This window comes from Pseudomonas aegrilactucae (assembly GCF_019168305.1).
GTDB lineage: Bacteria > Pseudomonadota > Gammaproteobacteria > Pseudomonadales > Pseudomonadaceae > Aquipseudomonas > Aquipseudomonas aegrilactucae.
Window position 1 is genome coordinate 26,079 of sequence record NZ_JAHTBI010000107.1, and the last position, 16,053, is coordinate 42,131.

11 protein-coding genes and 1 pseudogene are annotated in these 16,053 nt (G+C 62.9%); 1 reads left to right on the plus strand and 11 read right to left on the minus strand.

The window, feature by feature from the left end; genetic code table 11:
* Positions 1-28 precede the first annotated feature (28 nt).
* The 5 genes from KUO17_RS23970 to KUO17_RS23990 form a co-directional block, all read right to left on the minus strand.
* Positions 29-319 (minus strand): hypothetical protein, encoded by a 291-nt coding sequence (locus KUO17_RS23970; RefSeq protein WP_217978054.1) that lies wholly within the window; start codon positions 317-319, stop codon positions 29-31.
* A complete protein-coding gene (locus KUO17_RS23975) occupies positions 316-1,083 on the minus strand; it encodes a Rha family transcriptional regulator (RefSeq protein ID WP_217978055.1) in 768 nt (255 codons plus the stop codon). Before KUO17_RS23975 ends, KUO17_RS23970 begins: the two co-directional genes overlap by 4 nt.
* A 464-nt stretch (positions 1,084-1,547) precedes the next feature.
* The gene (locus KUO17_RS23980) at positions 1,548-2,156 is read right to left on the minus strand and encodes a hypothetical protein (RefSeq protein ID WP_217978056.1); all 609 of its coding nucleotides are present in this window, start codon (positions 2,154-2,156) and stop codon (positions 1,548-1,550) included.
* 160 nt (positions 2,157-2,316) lie between these two features.
* A complete protein-coding gene (locus KUO17_RS23985; RefSeq protein ID WP_217978057.1) occupies positions 2,317-2,559 on the minus strand; it encodes a hypothetical protein in 243 nt (80 codons plus the stop codon).
* 24 nt (positions 2,560-2,583) lie between these two features.
* Positions 2,584-4,071: a tyrosine-type recombinase/integrase gene (locus KUO17_RS23990; protein ID WP_255263766.1), complete on the minus strand. Its 1,488-nt coding sequence runs from the start codon at positions 4,069-4,071 to the stop codon at positions 2,584-2,586.
* Positions 4,072-4,118: 47 nt separating this feature from the next.
* On the opposite strand from KUO17_RS23990, the pseudogene KUO17_RS23995 reads away from it, so the two are divergent.
* A pseudogene (locus tag KUO17_RS23995) lies at positions 4,119-4,253 on the plus strand (LysR family transcriptional regulator); the annotation flags it as partial.
* On the opposite strand, the gene yfiB reads toward KUO17_RS23995, so the two are convergent.
* The 6 genes from yfiB to recC all read right to left on the minus strand — a co-directional run bounded on the left by yfiB (position 4,254) and on the right by recC (position 15,950).
* The gene (gene yfiB / locus KUO17_RS24000; RefSeq protein WP_217978065.1) at positions 4,254-4,727 is read right to left on the minus strand and encodes an outer membrane lipoprotein YfiB; all 474 of its coding nucleotides are present in this window, start codon (positions 4,725-4,727) and stop codon (positions 4,254-4,256) included.
* Positions 4,728-4,750: 23 nt separating this feature from the next.
* Positions 4,751-6,028, minus strand: coding sequence for a diguanylate cyclase DgcN/YfiN (gene dgcN, locus KUO17_RS24005; protein ID WP_217978058.1), 1,278 nt, complete (start codon positions 6,026-6,028; stop codon positions 4,751-4,753).
* Positions 6,025-6,600, minus strand: coding sequence for a regulatory sequestration protein YfiR (gene yfiR, locus KUO17_RS24010; RefSeq protein ID WP_217978059.1), 576 nt, complete (start codon positions 6,598-6,600; stop codon positions 6,025-6,027). Before yfiR ends, dgcN begins: the two co-directional genes overlap by 4 nt.
* A gap of 115 nt (positions 6,601-6,715) precedes the next feature.
* Positions 6,716-8,794, minus strand: coding sequence for an exodeoxyribonuclease V subunit alpha (gene recD, locus KUO17_RS24015; RefSeq protein ID WP_217978060.1), 2,079 nt, complete (start codon positions 8,792-8,794; stop codon positions 6,716-6,718).
* On the minus strand, positions 8,791-12,474 hold the full coding sequence (gene recB, locus KUO17_RS24020; protein ID WP_217978061.1) for an exodeoxyribonuclease V subunit beta: 3,684 nt from the start codon (positions 12,472-12,474) through the stop codon (positions 8,791-8,793). The genes recD and recB overlap by 4 nt, the downstream gene beginning before the upstream one ends.
* Complete coding sequence (gene recC, locus KUO17_RS24025; protein WP_217978062.1) at positions 12,471-15,950, minus strand: exodeoxyribonuclease V subunit gamma; 3,480 nt, start codon at positions 15,948-15,950, stop codon at positions 12,471-12,473. The genes recB and recC overlap by 4 nt, the downstream gene beginning before the upstream one ends.
* Positions 15,951-16,053 lie beyond the last annotated feature (103 nt).

Consider the following 16,053-nt stretch of genomic DNA (forward strand, 5'->3'; position numbering starts at 1 on the left):
TTGTGCCGATGGCGGACGGCGATGGGTGTTACAGCGGTAAGTTGATTGGTTGACGGGTCAGAGGGATTCGCATGGGCGCGGTCAGGACAGCATCGAGGTGCATGCTGGTTGTGGCGACGATAGAGTCTATGAACGAGACCAAGGCTGGATTGGTTGACTTCAGGTGCCCAGCAAGTTTCTCGTAGTTCACGCCACGCTCACCCTTGCAAGTCAGCCGATCACGGACGTAACGGTCCCGCCAGATGGCGCGCAGGGTGATCAGCTTGGTTCGACTTGCTGGTGTCGTTAGGAATGCGGTGAGTTGCTCAGCGAAGGTCATGGACACATTCCCTTCGGTAGATCGGCAATCGTCATGCGTGCAGCGCCATCGCCCTTGATGTCGATCACATAGCCGTCAGTGTCAACCACAGAGCGAGGCTTGCGGTGTTCGATCAGACCCTTGGCGATGTTCTCAGCGTTCGGTCGAAGCCAATCATTGATACCCTTGAGGGTTACCCTGAAGAGGTGGCCGGTAAGTTGAATAGCCTTGTTGGACGATGAGACTTCACGGACCCAGCCGCTCTTGGCGTACTTAGGGTGCATCCGGGTTAGATCCTTGCGCTTAGCAGCGCGCCCCGTGGCGATGAACATTTCCATCACCTTATCTGGGTTCGCTACGCCAGCCAGACGGCAGGCTTCACGCCACGTATAGCCCGTGGTGGTCCCTTTCCGGACATGTTCGTCGTAGGCCGGTGCCATTGCATCGACTCGGGTTTGCAGGTCATTAAGTGTGTCTGTGATTGCCTGTGAGGCGAACGCCGGGTTGGCTGCCTGCTCAAGTTCGATCCATCGACCGACCACTGTGTGACGTAGACCAGTGTCGTAACCGGTAATAAGGGTGAATACCATGTGCTTATTCAGAACCAGCATTCGGAGCGCTTTACCTTGAGCAGTGGTATAGCTTGATTCGGTGGCCTCAGATTTGAGGGCTCCTACTTGCGTCACGACCCGGTCAGCATCTCGTAGAACGTTGTCGTGACGCTTGCCAGTCATTGCGGCAATCTCAACGGTGGTCATTGTGATTTCTTGGTTGTTGGTCAGCATGCTTGTCGTATCCTTTTTGGTAGTGCCCTTCAGGTCGCACCCACAGCCGAGCATCCAGACCCCGACAAAGGGACCCGGCGTGGCATGAAAGGCACTATCAGAAAGACTGGATTGGTACATAGCCCAGCGACGGGCGTAGAGGTGACAGGGAATGGCTGCTGATATTTATTTCAGAATAAACGTAGCTGTCCCTGTTGTAGTGAGGGTTTTAAATCACCCCTTGACGGGACCATAACAAACTTGTTAGGCAGAAGAATCAATAGACCCTTGGCGTGCTACTCATAGGTACTTAAAGTTGACTTATAAGAAGGGGATTATTTTGCAATTGCAAATCCCTTCACACTGGGTCCACCTAACGCCCTTGGGGTCCTTGTTGAGTAACCCAGTGCGTTTTTACCCCAAGACACGTAAAGAGCTAAGAGCTGGGTCATAAAGTTTTTCTTTTATATTATCCGGCGTTAAGCCTAAGAAGCCCGGAATAGAGCCTCCGCGTCCATTTCAGCCTTGATTGTAGGGTGCCGCTCAACGTACGAGGCAATCCCATGAGCAGCATGTCGGGCAGCCTTGGCGATGCGTTGGGCCGTCCTCAAGCTGATCTCGCTGGTCTTGCAGACCTCCGCCGTGATCTCCGTAGCAAACAACGCACCGATGACTGAACGGGCCTTTACGTTGATCTTGCCATTCGTGACTCCGGTACTGGTGATGATCGACCCGGTGATGATGTGATCAACCCAAGGCAGCAGGTCAGGCACCGCAAGGAGATACATGTAGGCTGCTACCGGATTCGCGTAACTGGTCTTGGGTCTCCCCCGTCCGGCCTTCGCAGGCTCAGCAGCAGCCACAACCGCTTCCGGGAAAGTCGAAAGCGTGGTGGCACTGGAGTGGTCCGAGGCGAGCAGGTCATCGACCCGTCGCTCAGCAGCCCATGCTTGATATTTCTCTTCAGGGTTCTTCGCCCGAACAATCGCGCTTTGGGCAATGACCTCGCCCGTAATCGGATCGGCATGCAGGATCTGGCCGGTCTCGTAGTCAACGTGGCGGTGATACGAGCCGGGCTGGTTTAACTGGGTCATATGGTCCTCACTTGAAATCATGGCGACCGTTGTGGTCATCCTGTTTCAGTGAGGGTTTTAACGACACCAGCCTTCACGCTCATTTTTCAGCAGCGTTATATGAGCCCGTCTTGCGAATCGAAAGGAGCACCAATGGTAAGTGCCCCTTCGCGCCGCACTACTAAAGGATTTTTCTTATTTTGAATATGCGCGCCCAACACCATCCGAATACACAAAAGATAAGTCCAAAGAGCAGTGTGAACGGGATCAAAACCCATCCTTCACCGTCATTTGCCGCATCACTAAGATCGGAGACACTTGAGAATCCGAAAACCATTGACGCAATGATTCCCGCAGGCCAAGCAGGAATAAAAAACGATAGTAGCGCTATAACCTGAACCACATCCTTGACGTTGTCCTTCATGCTTCAATCCTTATGAACGAAGGTTTATGGCAGCAAACTCACAAGCATTTCTGCGATCACTTCAACGGGTACGCCAGAACCATACGTGTCAAACGTGATGGTCCCAGACGCATGGCCCATGACTGCCTGAGCGTAGACTGTAGGAACCCCCTTGGCCTGCATCAAGGACGCCAACGCGTGTCGCAGTGAATGGAAGGTCAGTCCCCCAGTAAACGAATCACCAAGGGCTGCTGGTATAGCTTGTTGGTTCGCCCATTCACCGGCTGTCTTGTAGCCAATTTGGGCTAATGCCTCTGACCCGGACAGTTTGCAGGCTTCGACGTATCGCAGAAACGCCGCAAGGTCGAATCCATAAGCACCGTCAGTCAATGGCACCAGCCGCTCACTACGCTTGTTCTTGATGGATTTACCTTCACCGGCTTCGTTGATATGAATGACGGTAATACCTGATTCAAAAGTCTGCACGTCACCTACAGTGAGCTGAGATATTTCATTCAGTCGCCCACCAGTAATGACACCGAGGCTCAGCAGCCAGCGCTTCCATGAGGTCTCTGGCAGCTTGTTCGCATAATCCATCAACTGACCCACTTGCGCCTGCGAGAACGCCTTACGGGTCGATTCAAGGCCTTTGGTGAGCTTGAGTTTCTTGTCGTAAGTATTGATCAAATGGCCGTTGTCTTTGGCCCACGTCAGAACCGCTGATAGCTTTACCAGCAGCTTGTTGACCGTGGATGGCATACGACCCGTGGACAGGCGATCACGAAGGGCCACAAGGTCCTCCCTCGTGTGTTTCCGAAGGTCCAGCTCACCCAGCGCCGTGGCGAGCGTTCCGTGACACACCTTGGTTTCCTTCAAGGTCGAAGCCTTCTGGTCCTGCGAGCGGTCGGACAGGTAGAGAACGGAAAGTGCCTCAAAGGTAAGCTCAGGAGCACTTACAGATTGGGAGAGGGAGAGAGGCTCGTTTGCGGAGAGCTTCAAGCTGGGGTCAGTACGGCCCTCAAGATCCCTGATGATCCTAACCAGTGGCACGGAGTCACCCTGCAAGCGCATCTGGGCGGCGCTCATTACCTCACGGGCCTTGGCAACATGTTCATGCTGGTCAACGCTGATAGGCATCGTAGCGGCGATCTCCGTCAGGTTTGTCCTAACGTCCTCATACAGGTCGCCCCAGTCACGTAGTGAGTGAACATCGTGCGCACAGGCCAGAAGACCTTCAGCGACCCAGACCAGATGCTCACGTAATTCATTCCAAGAGGCGTCAGGGTGGTCCAGATGGAAAGACTTAATGGTATCTGCAAGTCGGCGTGAAGCGTCCATAGCGGCCTTACGGTCAGTGGTCTTGAGGGAGACGGAAACAGTTTCAGTGGTGCTGCCTGTCCGGCGAAGGCGCAGATAGTAAACGCCGTTGCGTCGGTAGTGATAGAGCTTAGCAAGTCGTGTACGTGGGCTCAGCAAAGCCAGCGCATTTGTGACATCACTTGTAACAGGGTAGAGCTTATCGTTGACCTTCATGGCGTTAGGGTCCCGTATTCATTGGGTGGAACCCTTACGTCCTGTAGTTCTGGATGTACTGCCGGGAAGACCTGCGCAAGCTCAAGCGGATCACCCTGCTGTGGGATTACATTCGCGAGGTGACCGAGCGCAATGCGCCGCTGCTGATGGGCGAGTCGCACACCATGCGCTTTGCCGACTGATCAGTCCGACGCCACCACGATCGAGACCCGGCGGTTTTCGGTGCGGCCGGCCGTCGTGGCGTTGTCCGCCACCGGCTCGCGGCTGCCCAGCCCGCGTGTCTCGACGTTTTCCGGGACCATACCCACGCTGACCAGCACCTTGGCCACGCTGACCGCACGGCGCGTCGACAGCAGTTCGTTGTAGCTGGCCTTGCCCGAAGAATCGGTATGCCCGTCGACCCGCACCCGCTCGATATTCACCGACAGCAGTGCCTTGCCGATCCGCTCGACGATTTCACGGCTCTGGGTATTGAGCAGATCCAGGTCACTGCCGAACAGGACCTTGCCCGAGAGACCGAACGCCCACCCCTCGTCGATGGGCACGAAACCCTCCTGCTTGAGCACGGCGATCTGGGCAGGGCTCAAGCCCTTGGGCGGCGTGGTCTGGCAGCCCGCCAGAGTGAACAGCGCCAAGGCCAGGCAGGCCAGGTGCATGCGAAAGTTTCGGGTCAGGTGAATCACGGTTCAGCTCCTGTTTTTGCGCTGGATGCAGAGGGCTCCGCCTCTGCCTGCTGGGGCTCGTCACGGGTGTGACGCTTGGCCTGGTACATCGCCGCGTCGGCGGCATTGAGCAACTCGGCCGGGGTACGTCCGTCGTCGGGGAAAACCGCAAGCCCGACACTCAACGAGGTGACGACCAACTGCCCGTCCGGCAGGCGGATCGGCAGGCTCATGCTGGCGGCGATCTTGTCGGCAATGCGCTGGGCATCCTCGACGCGCTGCAAAGGGGTGAGCAGCACGGCGAATTCATCACCGCCCAGGCGCGCCACCAGGTCATGCTCGCGCAACTGCGCACGCACCCGGTTGGCCACGCTGACCAGTACCGCATCGCCCGCTGCATGGCCAAAGCTGTCGTTGATGTGCTTGAAGCGATCACTGTCGAGAAACAGCAACGCCAGCCCTTGCTGATGCTGGGTGGCGTTGCGCACGCTGCGGCTCAGGCGTCCTTCGAAGAACGCCCGGTTGGGCAGGCCGGTCAGGCTGTCGTGGCTGGCCTGATGGGCCAGGGTTTCGTTCTCGCTCTGCAGGTGGCTCTGCCAGGCTTCCATCTCGTCGAGCAGAGCGTTGAAGTCATTGCCCAGCTCGTTGAGCTCGGCGATCTCGGTAGCCGCCACCCGCCGGTCGAAACTGCGCTCGCGCCGCGCCGCGTGGGCCACGCTGGCCAGCCCGCGCAACGGCCGCACGATATCGCCGAACAGGCGGCGCGACAGGTACAGCGCACTGACCGCACTGAGCGCGGTGCACAGCACGATCCCCGTCAGCCCGCTGAGCAGAAAGCGCATCAGGCTGCCGCCCTGACCGGTCAACTCGATACGCCCGACCTGCCGCCCCTGATGCACCACTGCCAGCCTGATCGGTTCTTCGAGCAGGGTGCGGGCCACCTGCAGTTCCAACTGTGCGAGCATCCCCTGCTCGCCGCGTTGCCACTGCGCCAGCAATTGCGCGTCGCCACCGAAAACCTTGGCGTCGGCCACTTCTTCGGCAGCGGCAATCAATGCCAGGGCTTCATTGGCCGCAGCGCTGTCGTTGAACACCACCGCCGCCTCGACGGTGTAATTGATCGAGCGGGCAATCAGGTGCAGGTTGTGGTTGGCATACGCGCGCAAGGCCAACACCCCGAGCAGGGTCAGTGACACCCCGGCCAGCCCCACGGCCAGCAAGGCCACGCTCAGGTGCCCGCGGCTGAGCACCGAGCGCAGCGTCGGACGCGTGCGCGCCTTGCGCCAGCCGATCATGGCTGCGCCGCCCGACGCCGCGACAGCTGCAGCACACTGGGATGAATGCGCACACCACTGCGCGCCACCGAGTCGAGGTTGACGTCGAAGGCGACCTGGGCGTCTTTGACACGCAAGCAGAACAGGCTGCCGACGGTGCACGAATCATCGGCTTCGCTGATACTCAATACCGGTTTGCCATTGAGCGTGCTGGTGAGCTGACTGCGCTCCTGGCCACTGAGCTTGCCGATATAGACCGCGTCGCACTCGCCGCCGATGCGTGGGTCGCCGGCCAGCAAACGGCGCACCGTCAGCGGGCGACCGGTGGCCTGCGTGGTGCCTTTGACCAGATCGTCGGCGTATTCGGTGGGACCGATCAGGCACAGGCGCAGTTGCGCAGGCTCAACCGGCCAGCGTGCATAACCGAGAATACCCAGCACCACCTGGGTAACGGCCTTGGCGCGTTTTTCAGCCACGCTGGCAGGCGGGTCACCCTGGGCCATGCCCCACAGCGGGCACACCAACACAAAAGCCGCCAGCAGCGCGTGCGTCCAGCGCATTACGCGTCCCGGCGTGGGGGCGGCGACCTTCATATAGGAAATCTCTTAAGACCATGCCTTACGTGAGGGAACGATAGCACAACGCCTGCTTTTCTCGCGAGGTCACCGCCAAGGGGGAATCAGCCGACAAGCCGGCTGAACGAGCAACTCACACCTGCTCCAGCATGAGCCCTGAAATGCGTTTTACCTTGCGTCGCACAGCCTCCTCGAAAATGCCCTGGCGTGGCTCTATCAGGCTGAAACAGTCCTTTGCACGGGTGATACCGGTATAGATCAGCTCCTTGGTCAGCACCGGATTCAAGGCATCCGGCAGCACCAGTACAGTGTGGGAAAACTCCGACCCCTGAGACTTGTGCACGGTCATGGCGTACACCGTTTCTACCTCACTCAAACGACTAGGCAGGACGAATCTGACACCCCCCTGACCATCATTCCTAGGAAAAGCCACCCGCAGCAACGGTGTCGTCGCTTGCGCATCGGGCAGGCGCAAAGCGATACCGATATCGCCGTTCATCAGGCCCAGGCCATAGTCGTTGCGGGTCATCAATACTGGGCGCCCTTCGTACCAGGGCAGGTCACCCTCGATCAACCCCGCTCGGGTCAATACCTTGCCCACACGCAGGTTCAAGCCTTCGACGCCCCACGGCCCCTTGCGCACGGCACACAGCAACTGGAAACGCTCGAACGCACGCAGCACATTCAACGCCCACGCATTCCAGCGCGGGTCGTCGGCGGCGGTATCCGCCGCGGGGCGGGTCTGGCGGATCAGGTGCAGGTACTCGCGATAGCCCTGCGGGCTGTCGCCGCCACGCCCCAGCCCTTCGAGCAGCAGGCTGTCGAGCTTGCGGTCGTGTTCGCCACTCAGGCGCAGGCTGTTTACGTCGGCAAGTCCCTGGTCGAGCAGTGCACGAGCCTGCTCCGGCTGCTGGCGGTTGACCTCGCGCGCCAGTTGGCCGATGCCACTGCCTTCACCAAAACGGCGTGAATAGCGCAGCATTACCACCTGCTGGGGCAGCGGGTCACGCGCAGCATCACCCTCGGTCAGGCCGCTGCCGGCCAGCGACTCGCCGCTGACCTGCTCCAGCCAGCGGCGGGTGGCAGCCGTGTACCGCCCTGCCTCGGCGTCGCGACACAGATCGCCGAGTACCGCACCTGCCTCGACCGAGGCCAACTGGTCCTTGTCGCCCAGCAGGATCAGGCGCGCGTGGCCGGGCATGGCCGCAAGCAGGTTGGCCATCATCTCCAGGTCGATCATCGAGGCTTCGTCGACCACCAGCACGTCCAGCGGCAACGGGTTGCCGGCGTGATGGCGAAAATGCCGCGAGCCGGGCCGGCTGCCCAGCAGGCGGTGAACCGTGGAGACATCGCTGGGAATGTTGTCGCGCACCTGCGTGCTCACGGCCAGGCGCTCCACCTGCTGGCCGATCGACTCGGTCAGGCGCGCTGCAGCCTTGCCCGTGGGCGCGGCCAGGCGAATGCGCAGCGGCCGCCCGGCTTCCACGGCAGGCGCCTGCAACAAGGCCAGCAGGCGTACCACCGTGGTGGTCTTGCCGGTGCCCGGGCCGCCGGTAATGATGCTGAAGGCGCTGCGGGTGGCCAATGCGCACGCCAGTTTCTGCCAGTCGACCTGGCCGGCCAGGCCAGCGCCGTCGAACAATGCGTCCAGCCGCGTGCGCAGGTCGAGCGGGGTTGGCTCGGCCTGCTCCAGGCGCTCGCGCAGGGCGCCATCGATGCGGCGTTCGTATGCCCAGTAGCGGCGCAGGTAAAGCCGCTGCCCGCTGAGCACCAGCGGGCAGGACGCCTGCACCGTACTGCTGCCATCGGCCACCAGTGCACTGGCCTGCAGGCGCTGGTGCCAGGTGGGCAGTTCCAGCCGTTCGAGCAGTTGCGAGGGCAGCAACAAGGGCCCTGCCAGGGCATCGCCTTCTGGCGGCAGCGACAACGCAAAGTCGGGCTCGGCCAGGGTCTGCGCCAGGTCGAGGCAGACGTGCCCATGGCCCAACTGGTGGCTGGCCAGTGCGGCCGCCAGCAGCACCAGCGGATCAGCGTGGGGGTCGCGCTCCTGCAAAAAGCCCACGAAGGCCCGGTCCAGCGCGCGCAACCAGCCCCGCTCGACCCAGCGATCCAGCAACGTGAGCAGGTCGGCACCGCTGCTCAGCGGGGCCAGGGCTGCCAGGTGCCCGGCATCCAGCGGCGTCGGCAGCAGGTCGTCGAACGTGCGGGTCATGGGATGTCTCCGGCAAACAGGTCAGATTGCTGCGGCGCGCTGACGCCACTGAACAGCGCATCGAGGCGCTCGATCAAGGTGCGCGGCGGCTTGATGAAGTAGAGGCCCTGGCTGAGCGCGTGCACGCCGCGCAGGAACAGGAACACGGCGCCGCCTACATGCCGATCGTAATCATAGTCAGGCAGGCGTGCCCGCAACTGGCGGTGCAGGGCCAGCAGGTAGAGCACGTACTGCAGGTCGTAGCGGTGGTCGAGGATCGCCCCCTCCATGGCCAACTCGCTGTAGGCCTGGTCGTCCGGGCCCAGCCAGTTCGATTTGTAATCGGCCACGTAGTAGCGCCCATCGTACTCGAAGGCCAGGTCGATAAAGCCCTTGAACATGCCGTTGAGCAGCGCCGACTGGGCAGCCGGCCGTGCGGCCCCCGAATGGGTGTGGCTGCACACCAGTCGGTCCAGGCCAAGCACGTCGACCTGGTGGCTGGCGAACCAGAACTCCATTTCAATCTGGTAATGGGTCAGTTGGCTCAGCGCTACCGGTGCGCTGTCCGGGGCCAGCGTCAGCGGTGCAGTGAGCAGGTGCTCGAGCCAGGGGCTCAAGGTGTTGATCCAGCCTGTCCAGTCACGACGGTTGCAGCGCTGGGCAACGGTGGTGTGCAGTTGCTCGGGGGCCGCGACCACGCGTGCGAACCCCTCATGGCCGGCCCATTCGAGCAGGCCGTGGAGGAAGGTGCCGGGGTTGGGGCCACGCGGGAAGCGGTGAATATCACCGGCAGTCGCCGCCACTTCGCGCAGGGTCTGCGGGTCTGCGGGCTCGTCATCGAGCAGTTGCTGAGCCTGGGAACTGTCGGCCGTGAGCACGTCTTCGCCTATGCGCAAGGCGCTGTAGGAGGCGATCCACCAGTTTTCTGCCGCACGCCGGCGCGGCCGGCGCGCCGGCAACAGCTCGGCCGTGTTGCACGGCGCCTGGTAGCACTGGGTGTCGGCCAGCGGCAACACCTGACTGTGGATAAAGGTGCAGCCGTCCTGCAGGGCCTGCAGCCAGCCCGCCAGCTCGGTCGAGGCACCCAGCGGGGCACCGCCGCCCAGCAGGTAGCCCAGCGCCGAGCGATGCAGCAGCGAGTCCTTGCCGGTACCGCGCTTGAGGTCGGCCACGCCCAGCCAGCACGCATGCTGGGCCCGGGTCAGGGCCACATACAGCAGGCGCAGGTCTTCGGCCAGGCGCTCGTCATCGGCCAGGACGATCTGCTCGGCGTTGGGCGCAAGGGTCAGTTGGGCCTGGCCCAGGGCATCATGCCAACCCAGCGGCAGGCGCTTGCCGTCGACCGGCTTGGCCGTGCTGATGAAGGGCAGGAACACCAGCGGGTATTCCAGCCCCTTGGATTTGTGGATGGTCACCACCTTGACCAGTTGCTCGTCGCTTTCCAGGCGCAGGATCTGCTCTTCGCCGGCCTGGCCGGCGCTGGCCAGGTGCTCGCTCAGGTGGCGGATCAGCGCCTGCTCGCCGTCGAGTTCGGTGGCGGCCTGCTGCAGCAGTTCGGCCAGGTGCAACAGGTTGGTCAGCACCCGCTCGCCGTCGCTGCGGCGCATCAGTACCTGAGGCAGGTCGAAGTCATGCAGCAGGTGGCGCAGCATCGGCAGTGCGCCCTGGGTACGCCACAGGTGCCGATAGTCGCGAAACTTCATTACCCAGTGTTCCCAGACCCGTTCGTCTTCGTTGAGCTGGGCCAGCCGGGTCAGCGGCAGGTTCAGGGTGATACTGGCCAGTGCGGCCTTGAGCAGCCGTTCGCTGTCGGGCTCGGCGCAGGCCTTGAGCCACGCCAGCAGGTCCCGTGCTTCCTGGGCGGCGAACACCGAGTCCTTGTCGGACAGGTACACGCTACGCACATCGCGCGCGGCGAGTTCGGCGCGGATCAACTGCGCCTCACGCCCGTCGCGCACCAGGATGGCAATGTCCGAAGGCAGGCAACCGCGCAGGGGCTGGCCAGGCTGGACGAACCCACTGCTGCCCTGCTGGCCGCCGTTGAGCAGGCTGACGATGTGGCTGGCGCAGCTCGCGGCCACATGTTGACGGTACACCGCGCCCGACACCGGCTCGTCGCTCGCCAGTTGCCACAGGTTGAGCGCCGCCACCGGTTGGCCGTCGACCTGCAGGTGCTCCTTGCGGCCCTGGGCCTTGACCGCCACGAAGGGCACCGGGTTGTCGCCCTCCTCCCGGAACAGGAACGCGCCACGGCCCAGCTCGCGCTGCTCGGCGCGGGCAAAGACGTGGTTGACCGCACTGACCATCGGCTGGCTGGAGCGGTAGTTGGTGTCCAGGCTGTGCAGACGACCGTGGGTGGCCCGACGCGCCCCCAGGTAGGTGAAGATATCGGCGCCACGAAAGGCGTAGATCGCCTGCTTGGGGTCGCCGATCATGAACAGGCCGGTGTCGCGCACGTTGTCTTCGATGCGGTAGATGCATTGGAAGATGCGGTACTGCACCGGGTCGGTGTCCTGGAACTCGTCGATCAGCGCCACCGGGAACTGCTCGCGGATCAGGCCAGCCAAGCGCTCGCCTGCCGCGCCGCTCAAGGCATGGTCGAGGCGCAGCAGCATGTCGTCAAAACCCATTTCGGCGCGACGACGCTTCTCTTGCTCGAAGCGCCTGGACACCCAGCTGGCCGCATGTTCAAGCACACCGACATCGGGCGTGGGCATGGCCTGCAACTGCTGGCGCAGGCCGGGCATGGCCTGCAGTGCCGGGTGGCTGGGCGGCTCGCCTTTCCAGGCTTCGGCCATGCCTTCAGGCGTGAAGCGGGTAAAACCGGTGCCCAGGTCCAGCTCGACGGCCTGCTCATCCTGCGCCCAGGCACTGAGTTTTTCGCACCAGGGCTCAAAATAGCGGGGCTGCATCTTGCGTCCATCCACCTGCTTGGCGGCAACCGCCGCATGGCACATCTGCAGCAGTTCCTGGGCCCATTGCGCCCAAGGCGCCTTGAGCTGGCGCAGCAACTCGGCGCGCTGCTGCAGCACCGCCTCGATCAGTGCCTGGGGTTCGGGACCGTTCTCCTCGACATGCGCACGACCGAACAGCGCGCGCACCCTGGGCAACAGCGCTTCAGGGCTGACCCAGTGGCTGCGTACCCACGCCAGGGCGTCACCCTGCATGCAGTAGCAGAAACGTCGCCAGTAGTCGCGCATGACCTGGCCAAGCAACTCGCTATGGTCGGTTTCCAGGGTCTGGGTGAACAGGCTGCCGCTGTCGAAGGCGTGCTCGCGCAGCATGCGCTGGCACCAGCTGTGGATGGTCGACACCGCGGCTTCGTCCATCCACTGTGCGGCCACATCCAGGCGGTTGGCACAGGCGGCCCAGGCGCCGGGCTCGAACTGATCGCGCAACTGCACCAGCAAGGGGTCGGTGTCGGTCAGTTCGCCCCGAAAGAAACGTGCGGCCTCGGCCAGGCGCGTGCGGATACGCTCGCGCAGTTCCTTGGTGGCGGCATCGGTGAAGGTCACCACCAGGATCTGCGGCGGCAGCAGTTCGCGACCAAAGCCCTGCTCGCCGCCATGGCCCAGTACCAGGCGCAGGTACAGCGCGGAAATGGTGAAGGTCTTGCCGGTGCCGGCACTGGCCTCGATCAACTGGCTGCCGTGCAGGGGAAAGGTCAGCGCCAGGGGCGGTTGCTGTGCTTCAACGGTCATGGACGCGCCTCATCGCTACCCAGCGATTGCCAGGTGGCTTCGAACATCGGGCGGTAGAGTGCCTCGCACCAGCCCTCGAATTCTTCGCTTGCCGTCAGTGCGGCAAAGTCACTGTACTGTCGGGCCAGCGCGGTGCTTTCACTGCGCTCGCCGCGGGTGTTCTGGCCGTCGCCGTCATAGGCCTTGGCCGCGGCCGCCAGGGCCTTGTCCGGATCACGCTGCCCCAGCCAGGCAAACGCGGTCTTGGTCGCGACCGGCAATGGCGCATGCATGCCCGCCTGGCGTGCCAGCAGCAGATCACCCAGCCGTTGCTCGGCCTGGACCTGTTCCAGCGGCCCCAGCAGCAGGGTCACGTCGGTGGCGACCACCGCGCTGCTCAACCGATGACCCACCGCACAGGCCGCCAGGTGCATGACCCAGGTTGCCACCAGGCGATGCCACTTGAGCGTCTTGCCGCTGCTGATACCGTTGGGCAACGTGGTGATGCTCAGCAGCGACTGGTCGCCACGCTGATACACCCGGCCCAGCCATCCTTCAAGGCGCAGCTGGCGGTACTCGAAACGGATCGGCAACGCGCTGTCGACAGGGGTTGGCCATTGCGTGAGCAACGCGGCGTGACGTTGCAGCAGGTCGGGCAACGGCTCGATCAGCTCGGCTTGCAGGCACTCGCCGAACCCGGCCAATGGCAACATGCCGCTGCGCTGCAAGCGGCGCGCCTGGGCCTGCAGGGCTTGCGTGCTGTTGGCCGGGTCAGCCAGGGCGGCGCCCAGCAGGCGCTCACTCAGGCTGTAGCGCTGCAAGGCATCGAGCACGAAGGGCTCTTCATCGGCCAGAGGGGCCTCGGCCGCCTCGAAAAACACCTTCAGGCGCTGGCTGAAGAAATGCCGCACCGGATGGCGCATGAAGTCTTGCAGCAGCGTGACACTCAGCGGCTCGTCGGCAACGAAAGGCGCCAGGGCGTCGATCTGCGTGGGCGGCGTTGCAGGCGCCAGGTGCAGGGCACGCCATTCGCTGGCGTAACTGAACAGCTGGCTGTGACGGTGGAAATAGCGTGCGCTGAACGGCTGCAGCGGGTGTTCCAGGGTCAGCGCATGCAGCAACTGATGGCCACCGTCCAGAGGGCTGTCGGCCTTGCTAGCCGTCGCTCGCCAGCCGCCAGCCAGGTGGTCGCGCAGTTGCCCTATGAGCACCGACGCCGGACGCTCGCTGTTGTCGCGAATGCTGCGCCCGACCCAGCTGACATACAACTGCTCGCGCGCCGACAGCACCGCTTCGAGCAACAGGTAGCGGTCATCTTCACGCCGTGAGCGGTCGCCGGGGCGGTAGTCGCTGCCCATCAGGTCAAAGTCCAGCGGCGGTTGTGCTCGCGGGTAGTCACCGTCGTTCATGCCCAGCAGGCAGACGATCTTGAACGGGATGGCACGCATCGGCATGAGTGTGCAGAAGTTCACCGAACCGGCCAGGAAACGCTGGGACAGGCGCCCCTGATCGAGACCGGCCAGCCAGGCCTCGCGTACCACCGTCAGCGGCAACTGATCGTTCAGCCCGACCGACTCGCAGGTCTGCAGCCAACCCTCGCACAAGGCCTGCAACTGCACCAGCAGGTAGTCGTCGTGCTCGTTCTCGGCCAGGAAGAACACCTGCAGCAGCGCATGCAGGCGCACGCCCCAGTGCGTGGCCGTGGCCGGCTGCGACAGTTCGCGGTGCGCAATTTCGAGGGCATCGAGCAGCGCCACCAGCGGGCCGATCAGGGCAGCGTCCAGGCCGCCGATTTCGTCGTAGGGTTCGATATCGTCGCAGCTGTCACCGCTGCCCACCGCGTAGCCCAGCAGCATGCGGCGCAAGCCAAAACGCCAGCTGTTCTGCTCAAGGTCATTGGGCAGGCCCAGCCCGGCGCGCTGATGGGCATTGAGGCCCCAGCGTACACCGGCACCCTCGATCCAGCGGTGCAAGGTCGGCAGGTCGCTTTCCTTGATCGCGAATCGCGCGCGCAAGGCGGGCACATCCAGCAGGTCGAGAATTTCGCTGACCGGGAAACGGCTGTCGGGCAACTTGAGCAGGTGCTCCAGGGCAATCAGCAGCGGGTCACGGCCGCGCTGGCCCTGGTCGGTCAGGGTGAACGGAATGAAGCGCGGGTCATTGCGCCCAAGCTGGCCGAACACGGCGCGAATATGCGGCGCATAGGCGTTGATATCCGGCAACATGACGATCACGTCGCGCGGGCGCAGGCCGGGGTCGGCGCTGAAGCGCGCAAGCAACTGATCGTGCAGGATCTCGACTTCGCGCTGGGCACTGTGGGCGATATGAAAACGTACCGAACGGTCCTTGGCCGGGTCGACCGGCGGCCACAGCGCGCGTGTTTCAGCCAATGGCCGCAGTTCGAGGATGTCGTCCTGCAACTGGTTGAGCAGGGTCTGTGGCTCGCTCTCGCTGAACAGGTCGATGCGCCCGTCACTGAAGGCGCCGCGGTAGCTGTTGGGATCGTCGTAACTGTCCAGCAGGTTGATATAGTCGCGGCCCTGCTTGCCCCACGCCGCGAGCAAGGGATGGGCATGCTGGTGCAGTGCATCGGCATCAATCAGGCTGGGCATGCCCTGCTTGCGTTGCTGGCGCTTGTACTGATGGCGCAGCAGGTCCTTGTCGGCAACGATGTCGGCCCAGTGGTGGCGACAGGGGTTGTGCACGCACAGCAATACCTGGCTGAAGCGGGCAAGTCCGGCCAGGGCTTCGAGCGCCTGTGCCGGGAGCGAGGAAATACCGAACACGATGACCCGCGATGGCAAGCCTGCCGGCGCTTGCTCAAGGGCATTGATACGTTCGACAAAGCGCTGATGCACACCCGCGCGACTTTGCGCCATGCCAGCCTCACCCACGTCCAGCAGAAGGGCCCGCCACAGTTCGGCCTGCCAGCAGTTGGCCGGGGACAATGGCCTGGATTCACCGCGCGCGCTGCTCAGCACATGACGACCCGCCGCCCAGTCTTTCAACCAGTCGGCGCGGTAAACCTGATATTGGTCGAACAGGTCAGCCAGGCGCTCGGCCAATTGATAGCGCTTGCGCAAGTCACTGTCATCGGTCAGAAAACGCTGCAGGGGCTCGAAGTGCGGCTGGTCGATCACTTCGGGCAGCAGGCGCATCAGGCGCCAGGTCAAGGGTGCCTTGTCGAGCAGCGAGGTTTCGGGAATTTCTTCGCGTCCCAGTACCCGGCGATACAGCTGCCACATGAAGCTGCCAGGCAACTGCACCTCGATGGCGGCGGCAATCCCGCAACCGCCCTGGTCGTCATCGTCAGGGTCTTCGGCCAAGGCCAACTTCAGCCATTGGGCGATGCCGTTGCTCTGCACCAGCACCACCTCGTTTTCCAAGGGTGCCAGGGGATAGCGACGCATCCAGCTCACCACCAGGCCACGCAACTCATCCAGCCGGTTGCCATGCACGACCATGAATCCCGGATGAAGTGTACTTGCGTGCGGCATGGGGCATCCCTTGGGCTGTGCGGATTGGGGGGAACCTTATCACGGTCTGCTGGGCGACCGGGCGGCTTGGATTTTTTGACCCACAAAGACAAAACCCCTACCT

Coding starts and splice junctions, on each gene's coding strand:
- KUO17_RS23975 (WP_217978055.1), bottom strand. CDS start 1,083: ATGCTGACCAACAACCAAGAAATCACAATGACCACCGTTGAGATTGCC.
- recD (WP_217978060.1), bottom strand. CDS start 8,794: ATGACCCGCACGTTCGACGACCTGCTGCCGACGCCGCTGGATGCCGGG.
- KUO17_RS23990 (WP_255263766.1), bottom strand. CDS start 4,071: ATGAAGGTCAACGATAAGCTCTACCCTGTTACAAGTGATGTCACAAAT.
- recB (WP_217978061.1), bottom strand. CDS start 12,474: ATGACCGTTGAAGCACAGCAACCGCCCCTGGCGCTGACCTTTCCCCTG.
- KUO17_RS23970 (WP_217978054.1), bottom strand. CDS start 319: ATGACCTTCGCTGAGCAACTCACCGCATTCCTAACGACACCAGCAAGT.
- KUO17_RS23980 (WP_217978056.1), bottom strand. CDS start 2,156: ATGACCCAGTTAAACCAGCCCGGCTCGTATCACCGCCACGTTGACTAC.
- dgcN (WP_217978058.1), bottom strand. CDS start 6,028: ATGATCGGCTGGCGCAAGGCGCGCACGCGTCCGACGCTGCGCTCGGTG.
- recC (WP_217978062.1), bottom strand. CDS start 15,950: ATGCCGCACGCAAGTACACTTCATCCGGGATTCATGGTCGTGCATGGC.
- yfiB (WP_217978065.1), bottom strand. CDS start 4,727: ATGCACCTGGCCTGCCTGGCCTTGGCGCTGTTCACTCTGGCGGGCTGC.
- KUO17_RS23985 (WP_217978057.1), bottom strand. CDS start 2,559: ATGAAGGACAACGTCAAGGATGTGGTTCAGGTTATAGCGCTACTATCG.
- yfiR (WP_217978059.1), bottom strand. CDS start 6,600: ATGAAGGTCGCCGCCCCCACGCCGGGACGCGTAATGCGCTGGACGCAC.